We start from the raw sequence: 19,089 nt of genomic DNA on the forward strand, positions 1-19,089 counted from the left end.
ACAGTCGACAGCCGACAGCCGACAGATGACAACTTTCAGCGAACAGATAACAGATTTCGAAATCTGTTATCTGTTCGCCGTCGATTGTCAGCTGTCGACTGTCCGTTGTCGGTCTCCGCCCCGTCCGCTGCTCAGCAGGCGGGGGCGAGCGCCTCTGCCTCGGCGGCGCGCAGGCGTGCCACCAGCTCCTCCCGCGCCCGGGCGACCCGGGAGCGGACGGTCCCGACCGGGCAGCCGGCGACCTCGGCCGCCTCGGCGTAGCTCAGACCGACCACCTGGGTCAGCACGAAGGCCTCCCGTCGCTGGGCGGGTACCCGGTCGAGCAGGTCGTCGAGCGCGATGCCGTCCTCGAACCCGGCCGCCGGTGCTCCGCCCTGGCGCTCCGCCGCCTCCTGCCAGTCCGGCAGCGCGGCGCAGCGCGGCCGGGCGGCGGCCATCCGGTACCGGTCGATCACCGTGCGCCGGGCGATCGACAACAGCCAGGTGCGGGCCGAGGAGCGCCCGGCGAACGCGGGCAGGCCGCGCAGGGCCCGCAGGAAGGTCTCCTGGGCGAGGTCGTCGGCGGACTGCACGTCGGTCAGGTGGGCGACGAAGCGCCAGACGTCCCGCTGGGTGGCCCGGACGAAGGCCTCGACGTCGGCCGTCCGTCCGGAGCGGGCGGTCAGCGCCAGCGCGGTGAGCTGTTCGTCATCCACGGCGGCCTCCCACCCGGCTGGTCCCGGCACAACGCGCGTGCAGGACGATGGTCATATGAGATGCGCACAGTTCCGTATCGCCCTGTCCGCTCGGCTCGACGGCGAACCGTGCGGCCTGCCGGAGGTCCGGCTGGACAAGCACGTCGCGCGCTGCGCCGGCTGCCGGGACTGGCTGGCCCGCGCGGAACAGCTGCGCGGCCGGGTTCGGGCGGGCGCCGCGGACGGGCCGTCGCCGGAGTGGTCGGCCCGACTGCTGGCCGGGTTGGGCCAAGGCGGGCCGGGAGGCGGCGCTCCGGACGGCCCGCAGACCGTCGAGCGGTAGGCCCGGCAGGGGCGCGCCGAGGAGCGGATGCGGTGGGACGGGGGCGCCGGCCGGAGCCGGCGCGCCGTCGAAATCAGACATGGGAAGGTCCCGAGGGGAAGGCGGGGAGCGGCACCGCGCAGGGCGGCACCGTCGGCGTCCATGGGCAACCGCGCGCGGCGCGCCGGACCCCTGGGGGAAGCGCGGCGGCGGACGCGGGCCCGCACCCTGACGACACGACGGCGCGGGGCGTGGCCGTACGGCAGGGTGACCTGCCCGTCGCGAGCGTCCCGGCGACCGGAGGGCGGCCGGGGTGAGGAAAGGGAGCGGCGGGCGCGTCAGCAGGCGAGGGCGAACGCCGGCGGCCCGCGCCGGACCAGGGCATGCGTCAGCAGCACCGAGCGCGGCGGCCGGGCCCGGTCGTCGGCAGGGCGGGGCGGCGCCGGGGCCCGGTAGCCGAAGGGGCGCGCGAACAGCGCCAGCAGCGGGACCAGCAGGGCCCCCGCCACCACCGAGCCGAGCGCGCCGAGCAGCTCGAAGAGCCGGACGAGCGCCGCGTCGCCGCGCCAGAGCAGGAGCGCGCACGCCAGCGCGGCGAGCACGTGGGCGGCGGTCATCCCGGACGACATGCCGTGAGGCATCCCGTGCGCCATGTCGTGCGCCGGTCCGCTCACCAGATCCTGCGCCCCGCCGTACGACCCGGCGCCGTGGAACGTCCCGTCGGGCATCATGTGCGGCCCGGTGGACATCCCCGTCATCCCGGTCGTACCGGTCGCACCGGTGGTCCCCGGTAGGCCGGGATCGAGGGCCGTCGCCCCCGAGGTCGCGTGGTGCGTTCCCGCCGTCGGCCGCAGGCTGCCGCCGGCCGGCGGGACGTCCGGGTCGATGCCCGCCATCCGCGCCAGTTCGACCGGGGAGAGTCCGCCGGGCGCCCGGTCGGGGTTGCAGAGCAGTAGGGCCGCCCAGTCCGTGGAGGTGATCCGGCCGAGGCCGCCGCCTCCTCGGGAGAGCGGCCCGGCCTGCTCGAACAGCTGGTGCGACGCGGTCTGCGCCACCACCATCCAGAGGCTGATCACCCCGAGTCCGCGCTGCTTCCCGGCGAGCAGCCAGGTCAGTCCGAGGACGGCCCCGAACGCGCCGACCAGCACCGTTGGTGACACGCCGGACCCGGCCATGGCGACGTGCGCGGCGGCGGCCGTCGCCACGCACAGCGCGGCGAAGACCACGGCGCGCAGCAGGCGGATCCGGTCGGTCATCACGATGGCACTCATCGTCGCACCCACCCCGCCCGACCCGGACCGCACCCTCCGGTGATGGCCGGTTCTGTGCCGTGAGACCATGCCCGGCCGCCCGCCCCCAGCCCGCCGGATCGCCACCCGGTCCGGCCGTTCGGCCTGGCCTGTTCACCTGGCGCGCCGAACCGAACAACCGCTCGTACGACCATCGGGGCGGTTTGACAGCGCGCATCCGATGCTCACTTAATGTGCACCACCCCATACGGTGCGTATCGGGATGATGCCGTTCAGAAGCAGGGAGGTCCGGCCTTGGAGACCCCGACGGATACCTCGGCGCCCATTGCCGACAGTACCGAGTCCGCTGCCCCCACGGAGCCGACCGTCCCGCAGCAGGCCACGGCCCCGGGACGGGCGGTGGTCAAGGCCAAGGTCAAGGCCAAGGCTGCCGCCGAGGCCACCGCCGAGCAGACCGAAGCCGCCGACGCCGCCGAGGCCGGTGAACCCGCCGAACTGGCCGAGGCTGCCGCAGCCACCAAGCCGGCCGAGGCCGACGAATCGGCCGAGTCCACCGAGCCCGCCGAGTCCACGGAGGAGGCCGACTCAGCCGAAGCCGCCGAGCCGGCCGAAGCCGCCGACCAGGCTGACTCAGCCGAGACCGCCGACGCGGCCGACCCCGCCGGCGCGGCTGAGCCTGCCGACACGGCCGACTCCGCGGACGCGGCCGAGTCCGCAGAAGCCGCCGAGCCCGCCGCCGCGACGCCCCCGAGCGCCGACCTGGCCGACCTCGCCGACCCCGGCTTCTGGAAGCTGCCCGCCCCCGCCCGCGCCGCCGCCTTCGCCGAGCTGCGCCGCCGCCCGGGCCCGGTGTTCTTCGGCGACCGTGCCACCGGCCGGGGCTTCCACGCCCTGGTCCGCCACGCCGACGTGGTGGAGGCCAGCCGCAACCCCGCCGTCTTCCTCAGCGGCCCCGGCGTGACCACCCCCGCCCCGGCCCGCTGGGTCCGGCTGGCGTTCGGCGACTCGATGGTCAACCTGGACGACCCCCGCCACGCCCAGCTGCGCCGGATCGTCTCGCGGGCGTTCACCCCGCGGCTGCTCGACCGGGTCGAGGAGGACGTCCGGCGGATCAGCACCGAGCTGGTCGACCGGATCGAGCGGGAGCGGCCGGAGGACTTCGTGACCGCGGTCGCCGCCGAGCTCCCGTTCCAGGTGATCTGCACCATGATGGGCATCCCGGAGGGGCCGCGCCGCACCATCCTCGGCCTGGTCAACCGCAGTTCCGAGGACATCGGCGTGGCCCGTCCGCTGTGCCGCCGCCTCCGGGCGCCCGGGCGCGGGCTGCGGGCGCTCGCCCGGATGCAGGGCATCGTCGCCGGGATCGGCCGCCGGCGCCGTCGCCGACCGGAGGAGGACCTGATCTCCGCGCTGGTGACCGCCGACGTGGACGGCCGCCGGCTCGCCGGGCGCGAGCTGGGCGCCTTCTTCAGCCTGCTGCTGGTCGCCGGGGTCGAGACCACCCGCAACGCGCTGGCCCACGGCCTGCACCTGCTGACCGTCCACCCCGAGCAGCGCGCCCTGCTGCTCGAAGACCTCGACGGGCGGCTCGGCGGTGCGGTGGACGAGATGATCCGCCACGCCACGCCGATCATCCAGTTCAACCGGACCCTCGCCGTCGACCACGAGCTGGGCGGCTCCGGCGGGACACTGCTGCGCGCGGGCGAGAAGGTCGCGCTGTTCTACGGCTCCGCCAACCGCGACGAGGAGGTCTTCCCCGACCCGGACGCCTTCGACATCACCCGCACGCCCAACCCCCACCTCGGTTTCGGCGGCGGCGGTCCGCACTACTGCCTCGGCGCGCACCTGGCCCGGCAGGAGATGACGGCGCTGTTCCACGAGCTGCTCACCCGCCTGCCCGAGGCACGGTCGGTCGGCGAGCCGCAGCTCGTCCCGTCCAGCTTCGACCACCGGGTCCGCTCGCTGCGCTTCACGTTCTGAACCTGCTGAGAGGTCTGAACTTCCGAGAGGCACCGACCTCCCGGGAGGCACGGATCTCCTGGGGAGGTCCGGACCTCCCGAAAGGCCTTGGCAACCCGGGAGGTCCGAACCTCCCGAGGAGCCGGCCCCCTGAGCGGCCAGTGCCCCGCCGCTACCAGTCGCCCGCCTCCCACACCGCGTGGTCGTGCGCGAACAGCACCCGGTGCGGGCCGTGCTCCGCCACCCGGTCGAGCCAGGGCCGGTACCCGGGCAGCGGCGGGTCCACGCCCTCGCGGGCCGCCCGTCGGGCGAGCAGCGCCTGCCCGTACTCGGAGGCGAAGTCGTACGCCTGCCCGGCCAGCAGGACCGGCGCGCCGCCCGGGCGGTCGACCAGCAGCGACTGGTGGCCCGCGGTGTGGCCGGGGGTGGGCAGTACCCGCACGCCCGGCCACACCTCGGCCTCGCCGTCGAGTTCGCGGTACTCGGCGCCGGGGAAGTCGACCAGCGCGTCGAAGGTGTACTCGCCGCGCCGGGCGGTGGCCAGCTCCTCCGCCTGGACCACGACGGTCGTGCCGGCGAACAGCGGGTTGCCGCCGCAGTGGTCGAAGTGCAGGTGGCAGTTGACCACCAGGTCGATGTCGGCGACGGCCACCCCGGCCGCGGCGAGCGCCTCCGGCAGCGGCCGGCGGACCGGGCGGTAGTGGGCCTCGGTCTCCGGCTCGCCGCCGCCGATCCCGGTGTCGAACAGCAGCAGCCCCTCCGGACGCCGGACCAGGTACGCGAGCACCGGCTCCACGCGCGGCTCCGGGCCGCCCACCTCGCCGGCCGGCCGGACGAAGTACCCCAGGTCGAGACGGCGGATCACGCGCAATTCAGCCCCCATGTCGCAGTGCGTCGCTCGGCCCCCGTACGGGTGGCCGCGCGGGCCCCCGGTTCGCACCCTACCCGCCGACCGGCAGCCCCCGGTCGGGCTTCACCTGCTTCATCGTCAGGTGCGAATTGACCTGCGCGATGCCCGGCAGGCCGGAGAGCACGTCGGTGATGAAGCGCTCGTACGCGGCGATGTCGGCCACCGCGATCCGCAGCAGGTAGTCGGGTTCGCCGAACAGCCGGTGCGCCTCCACCACCTCCGGAAGCTCGGCCACCCGGCGCTCGAACTCGGCGACCGTCACCTGGTCCTCGTGACGCATGGTGATCGTTACGAAGGGCTGGAACCCGCGCCCGACCGCCGCGCCGTCCAGCACCGCCCGGTAGCCGCGGATCACTCCGTCCTGCTCCAGCTGGCGCACTCGGCGCAGGCAGGGGGAGGGGGTGAGGTCCACCCGCGCGGCCAGCTCGGTGTTGGTCAGACGCCCGTCCTGCTGGAGCTCGCGGAGGATTCTGCGGTCGATTCGGTCCATGGCGCAATATTCTGCCAAAACGCGGCTCCGACCAGCCGGAAGTCGCCATCGCGTGCCAGCCCCGTCCGGCTACCTTCAGTTACCGCACCGGTCAACGGGAGACCCCGGCCCACGACCCGGGGCGCTCCGGCCGGTGCGCCGGAGCCACTCCGGACGACCGCCGGAACCACCCGGCCACCACCCGGAACAACCCCGGCCACCCGGGACACCCCCGGGAACCCCTGGCCGATGCGCCGGGCCCACACCGCGACGAGCACGACAGGCCACGCCCACGCCCATGGACACCCACGCCCTCCTCCTCTTCCTCGGAGTCGACCTGCTGCTGGTCTGCACCCCGGGCCCCGACTGGCTCTACATCGCCGCCCGAGGCCTCGGCCAGGGCCGCCGTGCCGCGCTGACCGCGGTCGGCGGGGTCTGCGCCGGGTACGCCGTCCACACCCTGCTCTCCAGTGCCGGACTGGCCGCCGCGCTGCGCGCCGTCCCGGCCGCCCTGCCCGTGCTGCGCCTCACCGGCGCCGCGTACCTGCTGGTGCTCGCCGTGATGATGCTGCTGGCACTGCGCAAGGGCGGGGGCGCCGCCGCCCTGGCCGCGCCCAAGCCGCAGCCCACCGCGACGGTGCTGCGCCAGAGCATGCTGACCGCGCTGCTCAACCCCAAGGGGCTGCTGCTCTACCTCTCCCTGGTGCCGCAGTTCGTCGATCCGGGCGCCGCGCTGCCGGTCGGCGGGCAGGTGCTCGCGCTCGGCTCGCTCAACGTGCTGGCCTGCGCGGTCGTGTACGGGCTGGTCGCGCACGCCAGCGGGCGGCTCGGCGGCCGCTTCGGCGGCACCCCGCAGGCGGCCCGCCGGATGACGATGGTCTCGGCGGTCCTGCTGATGCTGGTGGCGGGCGTCACGGCGAGCGCCTGAGAACCGGAGCACAATGCCGGACATGACTGATCGTCCGTTGCCAGAAGGAACCACCGGGTCCACCGGGTCCACCGGATCCATCGGGTCCACCGGAGCCGCCGGAGCCGCCGGGTGTGTCGACGGCCCGACCGCCCACGCCTGGGCGGCGCTCGGCGGCCCGCCCGAGCTGCTGGAACGGGTGGGCTTCCAGGGCCCGGACGACGTCCTGCCCTCCGGTCTCCCGGTGCGCCGGCTCGCCCGGGCCACCGTGGCCGTCTGTTCGCTGGCCGCGGCCGAACTCGCGGCCCACCGCACCGGCGCGCCCGTCCCCGCCGTCCTGGTGGATCAGGGGGCGGTCGCCACCGCCTTCGTCAGCGAGCGGCACCTGACGGTCGACGGCCGGACGCCCGTCACCTTCGCCCCGCACTCCGGCTTCTGGCGCACCGCCGACGGCTGGGTGCGCACCCACGCCAACTACCCGCACCACCGCGCCCGGCTGCTCGCCGCCCTCGGCCTCGCCGCGGACGCCGGCCCCGAGCAGCTCGCCGAGGTGCTCGGCAGGATGCCGGCCGAGCGGATCCAGGAGCGCGCGTACGAGGCGGGAGCGCTCGCGGTGGCCGTCGCGCCGGTGAGCCCGGCCGTGCACCCCCTCGTGGAGCACCGGGAGACCGGTGCCGCCACGGGGGCCGCGCCGGCCCGCCCGCTCGGCGGGGCCCCGGTGGACCGGCCCGCCGCCGGGGTCCGGGTCCTCGACCTCACCCGGGTGATCGCCGGACCGGTCGCCACCCGCACCCTGGCCCTGCTCGGTGCCGACGTCCTGCGCGTCGACCCGCCCCGGCTGCCGGAGGCCGACGACGCCCACGCCGACACCGGCTTCGGCAAGCGCTCCACCCGGCTCGACCTGGCCGCGCCGGCCGACCGCGCGGTCTTCGAGGACCTGCTCGCCACCGCCGACGTCCTCGTCACCGGCTACCGCCCCGGCGCCCTCGACGCCCACGGCCTGAGCCCGGAGGCGCTGTTCGCCCGCCGCCCGGACCTGATCCTCGCCCAGATCCGCGCCTGGGGCCGGACCGGCCGCTGGGCCGACCGGCGCGGCTTCGACAGCCTGGTCCAGGCGGGCGTCGGCATCGCCGCCCACGAGTCCGCCCGCGAGACTCCCCACGCCGCCGGCCAGGAGCCCACCCGCGCCGCCGCACCCGGGTCCGCCCCGGAAAGCCGTCCCGGTGTGCTGCCCGCCCAGGCCCTCGACCACGGCACCGGCTACCTCCTCGCCGCCGCCGTCCTGCGCTCCCTCACCGACCAGCGCACCCGTCGCCCCGGCGGCCGCCACCTGCGCTTCTCCCTCGCCGGCACGGCCTCCTGGCTGCTGCACGGCATCGAACCGGAGGAGGCGCCGCAGGGCGTCCCGTCCGAGCCCTACGACCCCTCCCGGTGGCTCGCCGAGACCGACTCCGGCTACGGGCGGCTGCGCCACGCCCTGCCGCCGATCGGGTACGAGGGGGCGCCCACCGACTGGTCGCGCCCGCCGGGGCGCTGGGGGACGGACGAGCCGGTCTGGCTCTGAACCTCCGGCGGGGTGGCTGTCCGAGGCGTCTGGCAGCATCGCCGTCATGACCGCACACGCCACCGACTACACCTGGTTCGACGAGCACTACCCGGACCTGGGCGAGGCCTACTGCCTCACCCGGGTCCAGGGGCTCACGGCCGACGAGCTGCTGCGCCGCTTCGACGCCCTGCCGGGCAGCGACGCCGTCGGCCTGGGGGCGGTGATGGCCCGCTGGGACGCCTACCTGGACGAGGAGGACGAGGAGGCCGAGGCGCTGTTCGACCTCGCCGAGGACCGGCTGCTCGTCGCGGTCACCGAACTCGACGGCTGGTCCCTCGCGATCGAGCCGAACGGCTACCTCGGCACCCTGGACACGGTGATCCCCCGGCTCGGTGAGGGCACCCGGCTGGTCTCGCACTTCCGCAACGTGAACGCCGTGGACCACTTCCACTGGTGGGAGCACGGCGTCCGGCGGCTGCACTTCGAGCCGCTCTTCCCCACCCAGCGGGACGGCACGGACGCCGAGGCCCCCGGCGTCCCGGAGCTGCTGACCGCCTGCGGCTTCGAGCTGGAGACGGAGGCGTACGACCTGTGCGGCGAGGCCGCGTTCGCACTCGCCGAGCGGCTGACGGACGTCCGGCTCGGCCCGGAACGCCTGGAGGCCGCCACCTTCCGGATCGGCTTCGCGCCGCGCCCGTAGCAGTCGACGGGCGGTGGGCGGCCCCGGCCGGCAGGTGACGGCTCCACGAGGTGACGACTCCGGCGAGGCGGCGACTGCGCGAGGTGACGACTCCGGTGAAGCCGCTGCTGCGCGAGGTGACGTCCCGTGGGGCGGGGGCGGTCAGACCCCCGACGGGATCCGCCTGGCCTGGCCGCGCACCTGGATCGCCGTCACGATCTCGACCAGGCCCAGGATCACCAGCCAGCAGCCCGCCAGCACGGTCAGCGCGGTGATCGACCCGACCGGCCAGACCATCAGCAGCACGCCGGCCAGGGTGTTGGCCACGCCCGCGAAGGCCTGCCAGGCACGGGCGGGCATCAGCGGGTCGGAGAGCGCGGCGGCGAGCTGGGTGATCCCGCGGAACAGCCAGCCGATCCCGATCCAGAGCGCGAGCAGCAGCAGCGACTGCACCGCGCTGCGGAAGCAGAGCAGCCCCAGCAGCACGCAGATCGCGCCGCTGATGAAGGCCAGCACCCGCAGCGCGGTGGTGGAGTGGGTGCCGAACGCGGCGACCAGCTGCACGATGCCGATCACCAGCAGGTAGAGGCCGAACAGGACGCCCACCACCAGGAGCGTCTCCCGGGGCCAGGCGAAGACCACGATCCCGAGGGCGAGGGAGGCGAGTCCGGCGACCAGCAGGACCTGCCAGGCGGCCTTGGCGAGCAGTCCGAGCGGGCCCTGGACCGGGGTGCCGTCGGGGGTGATGATCGGAGGGGCCACGGTGGCGTACTCCTCGGGCTGACGCCGGGCGACGGGCGACGGGTGCCGTGCTGGTCGGGTGCGACGCGGGCACGAGGCGGGTGCGACGCGGGACGGGCGGGGTCGGGTCGGCCGGCTGACGGGCAGGGAACGTACCCCAGCCTCTTCCGCGCCACGGCGGGGCCGCGCGCCCGGTACGGCCGTTCGGGGGATCCGCCGCGGTCGCCGGAACGCCACCCTCCGGACACTTTCCGTCGATAGCATCCGTCAATATGACTTCTGAAGGGTGGGGGACCCCTCCGGTCGAGCCGATCAGCCAGCACTACATCGTCTGCGGGGGCAACGCGCTGGCACACCGACTGGTCCGGGAACTCGTCGAGCACTACGAGGTCCCGGTCGTCGTCCTGGTCGCCGACCGAACCCGTGACCACGCGCCGCAGATCGAGCAACTCTCCGGCGTCGCGGCCGTCGTGGAGTACGCCAGCGTCACCGAGGAGGCGCTGCGCGCGGTGTCCATCGGCACCGCGCGCGGTCTCGCCCTGGTCGAGGGGAGCGACCAGGAGAACATCCACGCGGCGCTCAGCGCCCAGAACCACAACCCGGACATCCGCATCGTGTTCCGGATGTTCAACCAGCGGCTCGGCGAGAACATCGAACGGCTGCTCAGGAACGGTGCCGCGCTCTCCGGCTCCGCCACCGCCGCCCCGGCCTTCGCGTCCGCGGCGCTCGGGCGGCCCAACTCGGTGGAGATCGACGGGCGTTACCTGCACATCGCGTTCGACGACGACATCACCTCCGACCGGATCTGCGTGGTCGCCGACCACATCGACCGGCAGGACCTCGGCAGGATCCGACTGCTGCCCGAGCAGCAGGGCGACTCGGCCGAGTTCGTCCGGTTCGCCCGGGAGTTCGGCGACAACGGGCCGATCCGCCCGGACGACCTGCGACGCGAACCGGCGTCGTCGGCCGACCCCGCCCCGGAGGAGGAACCGGGCGGCCGGGCGGCGCTCCAGGCCCTGCGGATCGAGCCCCGGGAGCCGATCGACTGGAAGCGGCGGGTGCGCTGGCGGCTGCTCGACACCATGCGCTTCTTCACCAGCGCCCGGATGCGGCTGGTGCTGCTCACCGCCCTCGCGGCCGTGCTGCTGGCCTTCGGGGTGCTCTGGTACCTCAACCGGAACTTCGGCTGGACCGTCTACATCACGCTGCTCGACCTGGCCGGCGCCGCCCAGCCGGACCAGCTCTCCGACATCGCCGACGGGACGGGCACCGGCGGGTTCTGGCAGCGGGTCGCGCAGGTGGTGATCACCATCTGCGGGATCACCTTCGCACCGGTCGCCACCGCCATCGCGGTCGAGGTGCTGGGCTCCGGGCGGCGCGGGCAGCCGCGCAACCCCGGGGCGGGCACCCGGGACCACGTGATCGTCGTCGGTCTCGGCAACGTCGGCACCCGGGTCGCGACCCAGCTGCACGACATGGGGGTGCCGGTGGTCTGCGTGGAGCGGGACCCGCAGGCGCGCGGCATCGCCGCCGTACGGGCGCTGGGGATCCCGGTGGTGCTGGGCGACGGACCGTTCGAGCAGCAGCTGCGCCGGGCCCGGCTGAAGCACAGCCGGGCGCTGGTCGCGGTCAGCGGGGACGACGCCACCAACCTGGAGGCGGCCCTGGAGGCGCGCCACGGCAATCCCGAGGTCCGGGTGGTGGTGCGGCTGTTCGAGGACGACTTCGCCGGCCACTTCTACAAGACGCTGGACAACGCGGCCTCCCGGTCGGTGTCCTACCTGGCCGCGCCCGCCTTCGCAGCGGCGCTGATGGGGCGCGAGGTGCGCGGGACGCTGTCGGTGCTCCGGCACGTGCTGCTGATCGCCGAGCTGAAGGTGGAGGACGGCAGCGGACTGATCGGGCTGAACCGGCACGACCTGGAGGACCCGGGCGGCGTCCGGGTGATCGCCGTGCGCCTCGCCCACGGCGGGCCGTTGCAGTGGAACTTCGCGGACCGCACCCGGCGGCTCGCCCCGGGCGACCAGATCGTGGTCGCCGCCACCCGCAGCGGGCTCGCCCGGCTGAACACGGTGGCGGTGGAGGAGGAGGGATGAGCACGGCGGAGGGGCGCCGGCTGTCGGGGGAAGGCGGCAGCCGGCAGTGGACAACCGACAACTGACAACCGACGGCCGACGGCGAACAGCCGACAGATTTCATCATCTGAAATCTGTCAGCTGTCATCTGTCAGCCGCCCCCGTCGTCAGCGGTTCTGGAACTCCGGCGGGCGCTTCTCGGCGAAGGCCGCCATGCCCTCCTTCTGGTCCGCCGTGGCGAAGGCCGCGTGGAAGAGCCGGCGCTCGAAGCGGACGCCCTCGGCCAGGGTGGTCTCGAAGGCGCGGTTGACGCTCTCCTTCATCATGACCGCCGCGGGGGCGGACATCGCCGCGACCGTCTCGGCGGTGGCCAGCGCCTCGGACAGCAACTGGTCCGCCGGGACGATCCGGGAGACCAGCCCGGCCCGCTCGGCCTCCTCGGCGCCCATCATCCGACCGGTCAGACACAGCTCCATGGCCTTGGCCTTGCCGACCGCCCGGGTCAGCCGCTGCGAGCCGCCGATGCCGGGAATGACCCCGAGCTTGATCTCCGGCTGCCCGAACTTCGCGGTGTCCGCCGCCAGCAGGATGTCGCACAGCATCGCCAGCTCGCAGCCACCGCCCAGGGCGAACCCGGCCACCGCCGCGACCACCGGCTTGCGCAGGGCGCCGAGCCGGTCCCACGGGCCCAGCCAGTCGTCCAGGTAGACGTCCGGGAACCGGTTGCCCTGCATCTCCTTGATGTCGGCGCCGGCCGCGAAGGCCTTCTCCGAGCCGGTGATCACCAGACAGCCGATCTCCGGGTCCCGGTCGAAGGCGGTCGCGGCGGCGACCACCTCGTTCATCAGCTGGGTGTTCAGCGCGTTGAGCGCCTTGGGCCGGTTGAGCGTGATCAGCCCCACCCGGCCCTTGCGCTCGACCAGGATCGTCTCGTAGGTCTCGGTCTCGGTCATCGCCGTCGACTCCCATTTCCGCTGCTCGGCGCCCGTGGGCGCGCCCTGACCACCCAACGATCTACGAAGCGCCCCGTCTCGCGCCAGTCTTGGTATGCGAGACGCCGGTCACCAGACGCCGGAAGGAGCGGGCGCTGCCGGTCGGAAGCGGACGCTCCGCCGTCCGCCCTACGGTCTCGGCCCCGGGTCAGCCCAGGCCCAGTTCGCCACCCTCGCGCGGGGCGAAGTAGCGGGCGACGTCCGCCTCCGTCACCTCGGCGAGCGTGCCGGGATTCCAGCGGGGGTTGCGGTCCTTGTCGATCACCTGCGCGCGGATGCCCTCGACCATGTCATGGCTCTCCAGCGCGGTGCAGGAGATCCGGTACTCCTGATCGAGCACGGCCTCCAGCGAGGGGAGCGTGCGGGCGCGGCGCAGCGCGGCCAGGGTGGTCTTCACGGCGGTGGGGGAGTTCGCCAGGACGGCTTCGGCGGCCTCCTTGGCCTCCGGAACGCCGGAGTCCAGCAGCCGGTCGACGATCTCCTCGACGGTGTCGGCCGCGTAGCAGGCGTCGATCCAGGCGCGCTGGGGGGCCAGCGCGGCGGGCGGCGCGGGCTCGGCGTGCGCGGCGACGAGGCCGGCGACGAGGGCGGTGACCTCGGCGGTGGTGCTCCCGGTCGCCGCGGCGGTGCTCCGGGCCAGGGCGTCGAGCAGGTCGGGCACGCGCGAGGAGGGCACGAAGTGGTCCGCGAACCCGCAGAGCAGGGCGTCGCCCGGGCCCATCGAGGCCGCGGTGAGCCCGAGGTGGGTGCCCAGCTCGCCGGGGGCGAGGGCGAGCAGCCGGCTGCCGCCGACGTCCGGCACGATGCCGATCCGGGTCTCGGGCATCGCGACGGTGGAGCGCTCGGTGACGATCCGCACCGCGCCGTGGGCGGACACGCCGACGCCGCCGCCCATGGTGATGCCGTCCAGCACCGCGACGTACGGCTTCGGGTAGCGGGCGGTCAGCGCGTTCAGCCGGTACTCGTCGCGGAAGAAGGCCCGGGTGCCGGCCCCGCCCGCCTTGGCGTCGTCGTGCATCGCGCGGATGTCGCCGCCCGCGCACAGGCCGCGCTCGCCCGCGCCGGTCAGCACGACGGCGCGTATCCGGTCGTCCGCGGCCCAGTCGTCCAGGGTGGCTCGCAGGGCGGTGACCATGCCGTGGGTCAGCGAGTTGAGTGCCCGCGGACGGTTCAGCACGAGCCGTCCGACGCCGCCGTCCAGGAACGCCTGGACCTCCGCCACCTCTGCGCTCATCGGGCCCGCTCCCGTTCCTCGGTGATGTCGACGTCCGCCGGAGTCCGCCGGTTTCCACCGGGGTCGGTCGGCGTCCGCTGTCCGTTCCTGCCGGCGCGGCCGTTCCTCCAGGCCGGGCCGTTCCTCCCGGCCCCGGCCGGCTTCCGCGGTCCACCGTACCGGGGCGGGTGGGCAGTTGTGATCACCGGGCCGGGGGCGGGGAGTCCGGCGCGGCTCAGGGCCAGGCGCGCAGGGCGAGTTCGGCGGTCCGGGCCAGGTCGGCGGCGGTGGCGCCGTCCCGGGCCTGCTGGGACATCCCCTGGAGGACGGTGCCGAGGTAGCCGGCCAGTGCCTTGGGATCGGCCTCGGGCGGCAGTTCGCCGTCCTGCCGGGCCTGGGACAGCCGGGCCTCGAAGGTCCGCAGGTTCGCGTTGCGCAGCTCGCGCAGCTGGGCCTGGACGCCGGCGTCCTGCGGGGTGACGTGGGTGGCGGCGGAGATCACCAGGCAGCCGGCCGGGTGGGACGGGTCGGGGTAGACGGCGGCGGCCTCGCGCAGGATGCGGGCGAAGGCGCCGTACGCGGTGGGCTCCTCCGCCAGTGCGACGGTCACGAACGCGCCGACGGGGGAGCGGCCGTACTGGCGGACCACCTCGTCGAACAGCGACCGCTTGTCACCGAAGGCCGCGTACAGGCTGCCGGGGCGGATGCCCATGGCGGTGGTGAGGTCGGTGATCGAGGTGGCCTCGTAGCCGTGCTGCCAGAAGAGCCGGGTGGCGGCGGCGAGTGCCTCGTCGCGGTCGAAGGCCGGCGGGCGGCCGCGTCGGGGGGCCGGCCCAGGGGTGGTGGCGCCGCTGCCGGACGCCGCTGTCGGCTTCTGCGCCTCTGTCATGCGCCGAATTTTAGAGCACTCGCTCAAGAAGTCTGTGCTAGCGTCTTTCTTGAGCGATCGTTCAACAATGACGCGGAGTGCAAACAGGAGGGGGCCCGGCCATGGGCGCGTACGGACTTCGGGGCAAGACGGCGCTGGTCACCGGCGGCAGCAGGGGGATCGGCCGGGCCATCGCCCGGCGGCTCGGGCGGGACGGTGCCACCGTCGCCGTCGGCTACGCCCGGGACGGGGCGGCGGCCGAGGAGGTGGTGGCCGGCATCCGCGCCGACGGCGGGCGGGCGTTCGCGCTGCGGGCCGAACTCGGCCGGCACGGTGACGCCGCCGCGCTCTGGGCGGCCTTCGACGCCGGGATCGGGGCGCACGCTCCGGACGGCGGGGTGGACATCATCGTGAACAACGCCGGGATCGGGCGCAGTTCGGATCTCGAGTCGCTGACCGAGGAGGACTTCGACGCGGTGTTCGCGGTCAACGTCCGGGCGCCGTTCTTCGTGGTGCAGCACGGGCTGAAGCGGCTGCGGGACGGCGGCCGGATCATCAACGTCTCCAGCGGCGCCGCCCGGCTGGCGATGCCCGAGATCATCGCCTACAGCGCGACCAAGGGGGCGCTGGACACCTTCACCCTCAACCTCGCCAAGCAGCTCGGCCCGCGCGGGATCACGGTGAACTCGGTCGCGCCCGGCATCGTGGACACCGATGTCAACGCGGGCTGGCTGCGCGGCAACGCGGAGGCGCAGGCGTACGCGGCGTCGGTCGCCGCGCTCGGCCGGGTGGGGCAGCCGGAGGACATCGCGGACATCGTCGCCTTCCTCGCCTCCGACGACGCCCGCTGGGTGACCGGGCGGGTCGTCGACGCCACGGGCGGGGCGGGGCTGTAGCCGGACGCGGGTGTCACCACGGGGCGGGGCAGAGGAGTGGGCAAACAGATGACAGCTGACAGATGATGAAATCTGTCAGCTGTCATCCGTTGTCCGCCATCTGTTACTGGTCACTCGTGATTCCTCGGGCCTCTACCCCTGGGCCTCGGCGCGCGGCCGTCAGCCCCGCACGCGCCCGGTGACCTCGCCGAACCCGATCACGGCGCCGTCCGGCCCGGGCGCGGTGGCGGTGATGGTCACCTCGTCGCCGTCCTCCAGGAACGTCCGGGTCGACCCGTCCGGGAGCTTCAGCGGCTCCTCGCCGTTCCAGGTCAGCTCGATCAGCGCACCCCGGGTGTCCCGCTCCGGCCCGCTGACCGTTCCCGAGGCGAACAGGTCGCCGGTGCGCAGCGAGGCGCCGTTGACGGTCATGTGGGTCAGTTGCTGCTGCGCCGTCCAGTACATGGTGGCGAACGGCGGCCGGGAGACCGGGTGCCCGTTCAGCCGGACCTCCATCGCCAGGTCCAGGCCCCACGGCTCGCCGCCCCGGTCGTCCAGGTACGCCAGCGGCTCGACGTCGCGCTCCGGCGGCGTGACCCGGGCGTGCTCCAGGGCGTCCAGCGGAACGATCCACGGCGAGACCGAGGTCGCGAAGGACTTGCCGAGGAACGGGCCGAGCGGCACGTACTCCCAGGCCTGGATGTCGCGCGCCGACCAGTCGTTGAGCAGGCAGACGCCGAACACGTGCTCGCGGAAGTCGTCCAGCACGACCGGCCGGCCCAGCTCCGACGGCGCGCCGACGACGAAGCCGACCTCGGCCTCGATGTCCAGCCGGCGCGACGGCCCGAAGCCCGGCGCGGCGTCGGTGGGTGCCTTGCGCTGCCCGTGCGGCCGCACCACCGGCGTGCCGGAGACCACGACCGTGCCCGCCCGCCCGTGGTAACCGATCGGCAGGTGCTTCCAGTTGGGGGTGAGCGGCTCCGAGCCCGGGCGGAAGATCCGGCCCAGGTTGGTGGCGTGGTGCTCCGAGGCGTAGAAGTCGACGTAGTCGGCCACCTCGAACGGCAGGTGCAGCTCCACCTCGTCGGCCGGAACCAGCGCCGGCGACAGCGCCTCGCGGAAGGACTCGTCGGTGAGCCAGGTGGTCAGGTCCGCCCGCACCTGAATCCAGACCGGACGCCCCGCCGCCATCAGCGGGTTGAGCGAGTCCGCCTCCAGCAGCGCCGACGGCGAGCCGGCCGCGCGGGCGGCCGCCCCGGCGTCCAGCACGAAGTCCCCGACGCGCACGCCGATCCGGCGCCGCCCGGGCTGGTCGGCGGCGGTGAAGACGCCGTACGGCAGGTTGTGCACGCCGAACGGCGAGTCCTGGGCGCTGGCGAGCCAGCTAGGGGGGGTGGTCAACGGTCCTCCTGGTGCAGTGGACTGGGCGACGACAGCAGGCCGAGCGCGGCCAGGTCGCCCAGGGGCTCGGCGATGCTACAGGTGCCGAACGCGGTGAACGAGTTCCGGATCACCGTGACCTGACGGTCAGTCAGTGATCGAACCGCCTTGGCCAGCACCTCGCCGTCGCGCTCCGCCAGCACCGCGGCGGCGGCGGCCCGGTCGGTCTCCTGCGCGGCCAGCAGCACGTTCAGGAAGCCGTGGTGCTCGAATCCGGTCTCCGGATCGGTGTGCCGTACGGCGTTGTGCAGACCGGCCGTGCACTTGTACGGCAGTCCGCGCCGTGCGCAGCCGGTGAGGAAGGCGGCCAGCTCGTCCTCGGCCGGGAAGGCCTCGGCGACCAGCCCGCCGGTGCGGAACTTCGCCCGGTACGGGCTGTCCACCAGCACGTCCAGGGCGGCGTCCAGGGCGTCCCCGCGCAGGAGTTCGCGCGGCAGTTCGACGGCGGCCGGGACATGGGGCGGCAGCAGCCGGTCCAGCGCGGCCACCGCCTCGGCGGCGTCCCGGGCGGCCAGCTCGACGCCGGCCAGCTCGAACGGCGCGGCGGCGGCGAGCGCCGGGGTGAGCTCGGCGCTGCCCCCCGGCAGCACCAGCCCGACCTTGAACGGCCCGTGGCCCGCCGCCGTGCCGTCCGTCCCCGCCGTGTCCCCCGTTGTCGCGACGGCCGCCACCGCCGCGGTACCCGGGGCCGCGGAAGAGCCCGCAGTCACCGGGGAGTTCGAGACCGCCTCGGCCAGCTCGCCCAGCCGGCCCGCCCCGCAGAGGAAGGGGCCGACCGCCTCGGCGTACCAGGCCGCGCGGTGCACACGGTGCGCGGGCACCGCCTCGACGACCGGCAGGTTCCCGGGGGGGAACACCGCCGCGTCGTCGAACAGCCCGCGGAACAGCTCGGGGATCGCGCCCGGGGCCGAACCGGGAATCCCGCCCGGGACCGAGCCCCCCGTAGGCAGTGCGCTCATCGCCCGGGCCCCCGACCGGCCCAGGTCCAGGCGTAGTCGCCGTCCTCGCTGGCCCGCCCGCCCTCGCCGAGTTCCAGCGGGCGGAAGGTGTCCACCATGACGGCCAGCTCGTCGAAGAACTCCGCGCCGATGCTGCGCTCGTACGCCCCAGGCTGCGGCCCGTGGGTGTGCCCGCCGGGGTGCAGCGAGATCGAGCCCTGGCCGATGCCGGAGCCCTTGCGGGCCGCGTAGTCGCCGCCGCAGTAGAACATGACCTCGTCGCTGTCCACGTTGGCGTGGTAGTACGGCACCGGGATCGCCAGCGGGTGGTAGTCCACCTTGCGCGGAACGAAGTTGCAGATCACGAAGCCGTTGCCCTCGAACACCTGGTGGGCCGGCGGCGGCTGGTGGATCCGGCCGGTGATCGGCTCGAAGTCGCTGATGTTGAAGGCGTACGGGTACAGGCAGCCGTCCCAGCCGACCACGTCGAAGGGGTGGTGCGGCACCGTGTAGCGGGTGCCCGCGATGCCGTTCGGTCCGCGGTGCTTGACCAGCACGTCGACGTCCCCGGGGGCGTCGACGACCAGCGGGCCGACCGGTCCGCGGAAGTCCCGTTCGCAGTACGGCGCGTGCTCCAGCAGCTGCCCGTACTTGGAGAGGTAGCGCTTGACCGGGGTGATGTGGCTGTTCGCCTCGATGCAGTACGCGCGCAGCGGCTCGTCGCCGGCCGGCACCCAGCGGTGGGTGGTGGCGCGCGGGACGATCACGTAGTCGCCCTGCCCGACCTCGATCGAGCCGAAGACCGTCTCGACCGTGCCGGAGCCGGACTCCACGTACACGCACTCGTCGCCGAGTCCGTTGCGGTAGAGCTCGCTCGGGGCCCCGGCGGCGACGTACGAGATCCGCACGTCGCCGTTGCCGAGGACCAGCCGGCGGCTGCCGACGACGTCCGCGGACTTCCAGTCCTGGTCCGCGAACAGCTCGTGCAGCTTGAGGTGGCGGGGGAGGAGCGGGTGGTTGGGCACCGTGGACTGGTCCGGCAGCTCCCAGGGCACCGCGTTGACCACCGCCGAGGGGATGCCCCGGTGGTAGAGCAGCGAGGAGTCCGAGGAGAACCCCTCCTCGCCCATCAACTCCTCGTAGTACAGCCCGCCTTCGGGAGTGCGGTGCTGGGTGTGCCGCTTGGGCGGGATGCTGCCCAGCTGCCGGTAGTACGCCATCTCCGTGGTCC

The 19,089-nt window shown here is 74.2% G+C and carries 18 protein-coding genes; 7 read left to right on the top strand and 11 right to left on the bottom strand.

Annotated elements, in window-relative coordinates; genetic code table 11:
- Positions 1-131: 131 nt before the first annotated feature.
- On the bottom strand, positions 132-695 hold the full coding sequence (locus tag ACFY0X_RS24760) for a sigma-70 family RNA polymerase sigma factor (RefSeq protein WP_387757606.1): 564 nt from the start codon (positions 693-695) through the stop codon (positions 132-134).
- Positions 696-750: 55 nt separating this feature from the next.
- Here ACFY0X_RS24760 and ACFY0X_RS24765 point away from each other — a divergent pair, with 55 nt between their 5' ends.
- On the top strand, positions 751-1,017 hold the full coding sequence (locus tag ACFY0X_RS24765) for a zf-HC2 domain-containing protein (protein ID WP_387757608.1): 267 nt from the start codon (positions 751-753) through the stop codon (positions 1,015-1,017).
- 317 nt (positions 1,018-1,334) lie between these two features.
- Here ACFY0X_RS24765 and ACFY0X_RS24770 read toward each other — a convergent pair whose 3' ends face one another.
- Complete coding sequence (locus ACFY0X_RS24770) at positions 1,335-2,267, bottom strand: hypothetical protein (protein WP_387757609.1); 933 nt, start codon at positions 2,265-2,267, stop codon at positions 1,335-1,337.
- Between the two features lie 738 nt (positions 2,268-3,005).
- Between ACFY0X_RS24770 and ACFY0X_RS24775 the strand changes: the two genes are divergently transcribed.
- Positions 3,006-4,226 carry a cytochrome P450 gene (locus ACFY0X_RS24775; protein WP_387757779.1) on the top strand — a complete coding sequence of 407 codons (1,221 nt, stop codon included), beginning with the start codon at positions 3,006-3,008 and terminating at the stop codon, positions 4,224-4,226.
- A 151-nt stretch (positions 4,227-4,377) separates the two neighbouring features.
- Here ACFY0X_RS24775 and ACFY0X_RS24780 read toward each other — a convergent pair whose 3' ends face one another.
- Positions 4,378-5,088, bottom strand: a complete 711-nt coding sequence (locus ACFY0X_RS24780; protein ID WP_387757611.1) for an N-acyl homoserine lactonase family protein — start codon at positions 5,086-5,088, stop codon at positions 4,378-4,380.
- A gap of 58 nt (positions 5,089-5,146) precedes the next feature.
- Positions 5,147-5,605, bottom strand: coding sequence for an Lrp/AsnC family transcriptional regulator (locus ACFY0X_RS24785; protein ID WP_355251808.1), 459 nt, complete (start codon positions 5,603-5,605; stop codon positions 5,147-5,149).
- Positions 5,606-5,882: 277 nt separating this feature from the next.
- On the opposite strand from ACFY0X_RS24785, the gene ACFY0X_RS24790 reads away from it, so the two are divergent.
- From ACFY0X_RS24790 to ACFY0X_RS24800, 3 genes are read left to right on the top strand one after another with little or no spacing between them, the layout of a single operon-like run.
- Entirely contained in the window at positions 5,883-6,512 is a 630-nt protein-coding gene (locus ACFY0X_RS24790; RefSeq protein WP_387757613.1) for a LysE family translocator, read from the top strand.
- 22 nt (positions 6,513-6,534) lie between these two features.
- Positions 6,535-8,055 carry a CoA transferase gene (locus ACFY0X_RS24795; RefSeq protein ID WP_387757614.1) on the top strand — a complete coding sequence of 507 codons (1,521 nt, stop codon included), beginning with the start codon at positions 6,535-6,537 and terminating at the stop codon, positions 8,053-8,055.
- A 46-nt stretch (positions 8,056-8,101) separates the two neighbouring features.
- A complete protein-coding gene (locus tag ACFY0X_RS24800; RefSeq protein ID WP_387757616.1) occupies positions 8,102-8,737 on the top strand; it encodes a DUF6461 domain-containing protein in 636 nt (211 codons plus the stop codon).
- A gap of 141 nt (positions 8,738-8,878) precedes the next feature.
- Here the strand turns inward: ACFY0X_RS24800 and ACFY0X_RS24805 are convergent, their stop codons facing one another.
- Positions 8,879-9,478: an HdeD family acid-resistance protein gene (locus ACFY0X_RS24805; RefSeq protein WP_387757617.1), complete on the bottom strand. Its 600-nt coding sequence runs from the start codon at positions 9,476-9,478 to the stop codon at positions 8,879-8,881.
- A 251-nt stretch (positions 9,479-9,729) separates the two neighbouring features.
- On the opposite strand from ACFY0X_RS24805, the gene ACFY0X_RS24810 reads away from it, so the two are divergent.
- Positions 9,730-11,553, top strand: coding sequence for an NAD-binding protein (locus ACFY0X_RS24810; RefSeq protein ID WP_387757618.1), 1,824 nt, complete (start codon positions 9,730-9,732; stop codon positions 11,551-11,553).
- A 146-nt stretch (positions 11,554-11,699) separates the two neighbouring features.
- Here the strand turns inward: ACFY0X_RS24810 and ACFY0X_RS24815 are convergent, their stop codons facing one another.
- The 3 genes from ACFY0X_RS24815 to ACFY0X_RS24825 form a co-directional block, all read right to left on the bottom strand.
- A complete protein-coding gene (locus tag ACFY0X_RS24815) occupies positions 11,700-12,485 on the bottom strand; it encodes an enoyl-CoA hydratase (RefSeq protein ID WP_387757620.1) in 786 nt (261 codons plus the stop codon).
- A gap of 187 nt (positions 12,486-12,672) precedes the next feature.
- Positions 12,673-13,758 carry an enoyl-CoA hydratase/isomerase family protein gene (locus tag ACFY0X_RS24820; protein WP_387757622.1) on the bottom strand — a complete coding sequence of 362 codons (1,086 nt, stop codon included), beginning with the start codon at positions 13,756-13,758 and terminating at the stop codon, positions 12,673-12,675.
- Positions 13,759-13,972: 214 nt separating this feature from the next.
- Positions 13,973-14,626, bottom strand: coding sequence for a TetR/AcrR family transcriptional regulator (locus ACFY0X_RS24825; RefSeq protein ID WP_387757624.1), 654 nt, complete (start codon positions 14,624-14,626; stop codon positions 13,973-13,975).
- Between the two features lie 101 nt (positions 14,627-14,727).
- Here ACFY0X_RS24825 and ACFY0X_RS24830 point away from each other — a divergent pair, with 101 nt between their 5' ends.
- Positions 14,728-15,501, top strand: a complete 774-nt coding sequence (locus ACFY0X_RS24830; protein WP_387757625.1) for an SDR family oxidoreductase — start codon at positions 14,728-14,730, stop codon at positions 15,499-15,501.
- Between the two features lie 159 nt (positions 15,502-15,660).
- Here the strand turns inward: ACFY0X_RS24830 and fahA are convergent, their stop codons facing one another.
- From fahA to ACFY0X_RS24845, 3 genes are read right to left on the bottom strand one after another with little or no spacing between them, the layout of a single operon-like run.
- Positions 15,661-16,881, bottom strand: a complete 1,221-nt coding sequence (gene fahA / locus ACFY0X_RS24835; protein ID WP_387757627.1) for a fumarylacetoacetase — start codon at positions 16,879-16,881, stop codon at positions 15,661-15,663.
- On the bottom strand, positions 16,878-17,879 hold the full coding sequence (locus ACFY0X_RS24840; RefSeq protein ID WP_387757629.1) for a hypothetical protein: 1,002 nt from the start codon (positions 17,877-17,879) through the stop codon (positions 16,878-16,880). Before ACFY0X_RS24840 ends, fahA begins: the two co-directional genes overlap by 4 nt.
- Positions 17,876-19,078 carry a homogentisate 1,2-dioxygenase gene (locus ACFY0X_RS24845; protein WP_387757630.1) on the bottom strand — a complete coding sequence of 401 codons (1,203 nt, stop codon included), beginning with the start codon at positions 19,076-19,078 and terminating at the stop codon, positions 17,876-17,878. Before ACFY0X_RS24845 ends, ACFY0X_RS24840 begins: the two co-directional genes overlap by 4 nt.
- Positions 19,079-19,089 lie beyond the last annotated feature (11 nt).

This window comes from Kitasatospora sp. NPDC001547 (genome assembly GCF_042894165.1).
In the GTDB taxonomy this organism is placed as follows: Bacteria; Actinomycetota; Actinomycetes; order Streptomycetales; family Streptomycetaceae; genus Kitasatospora.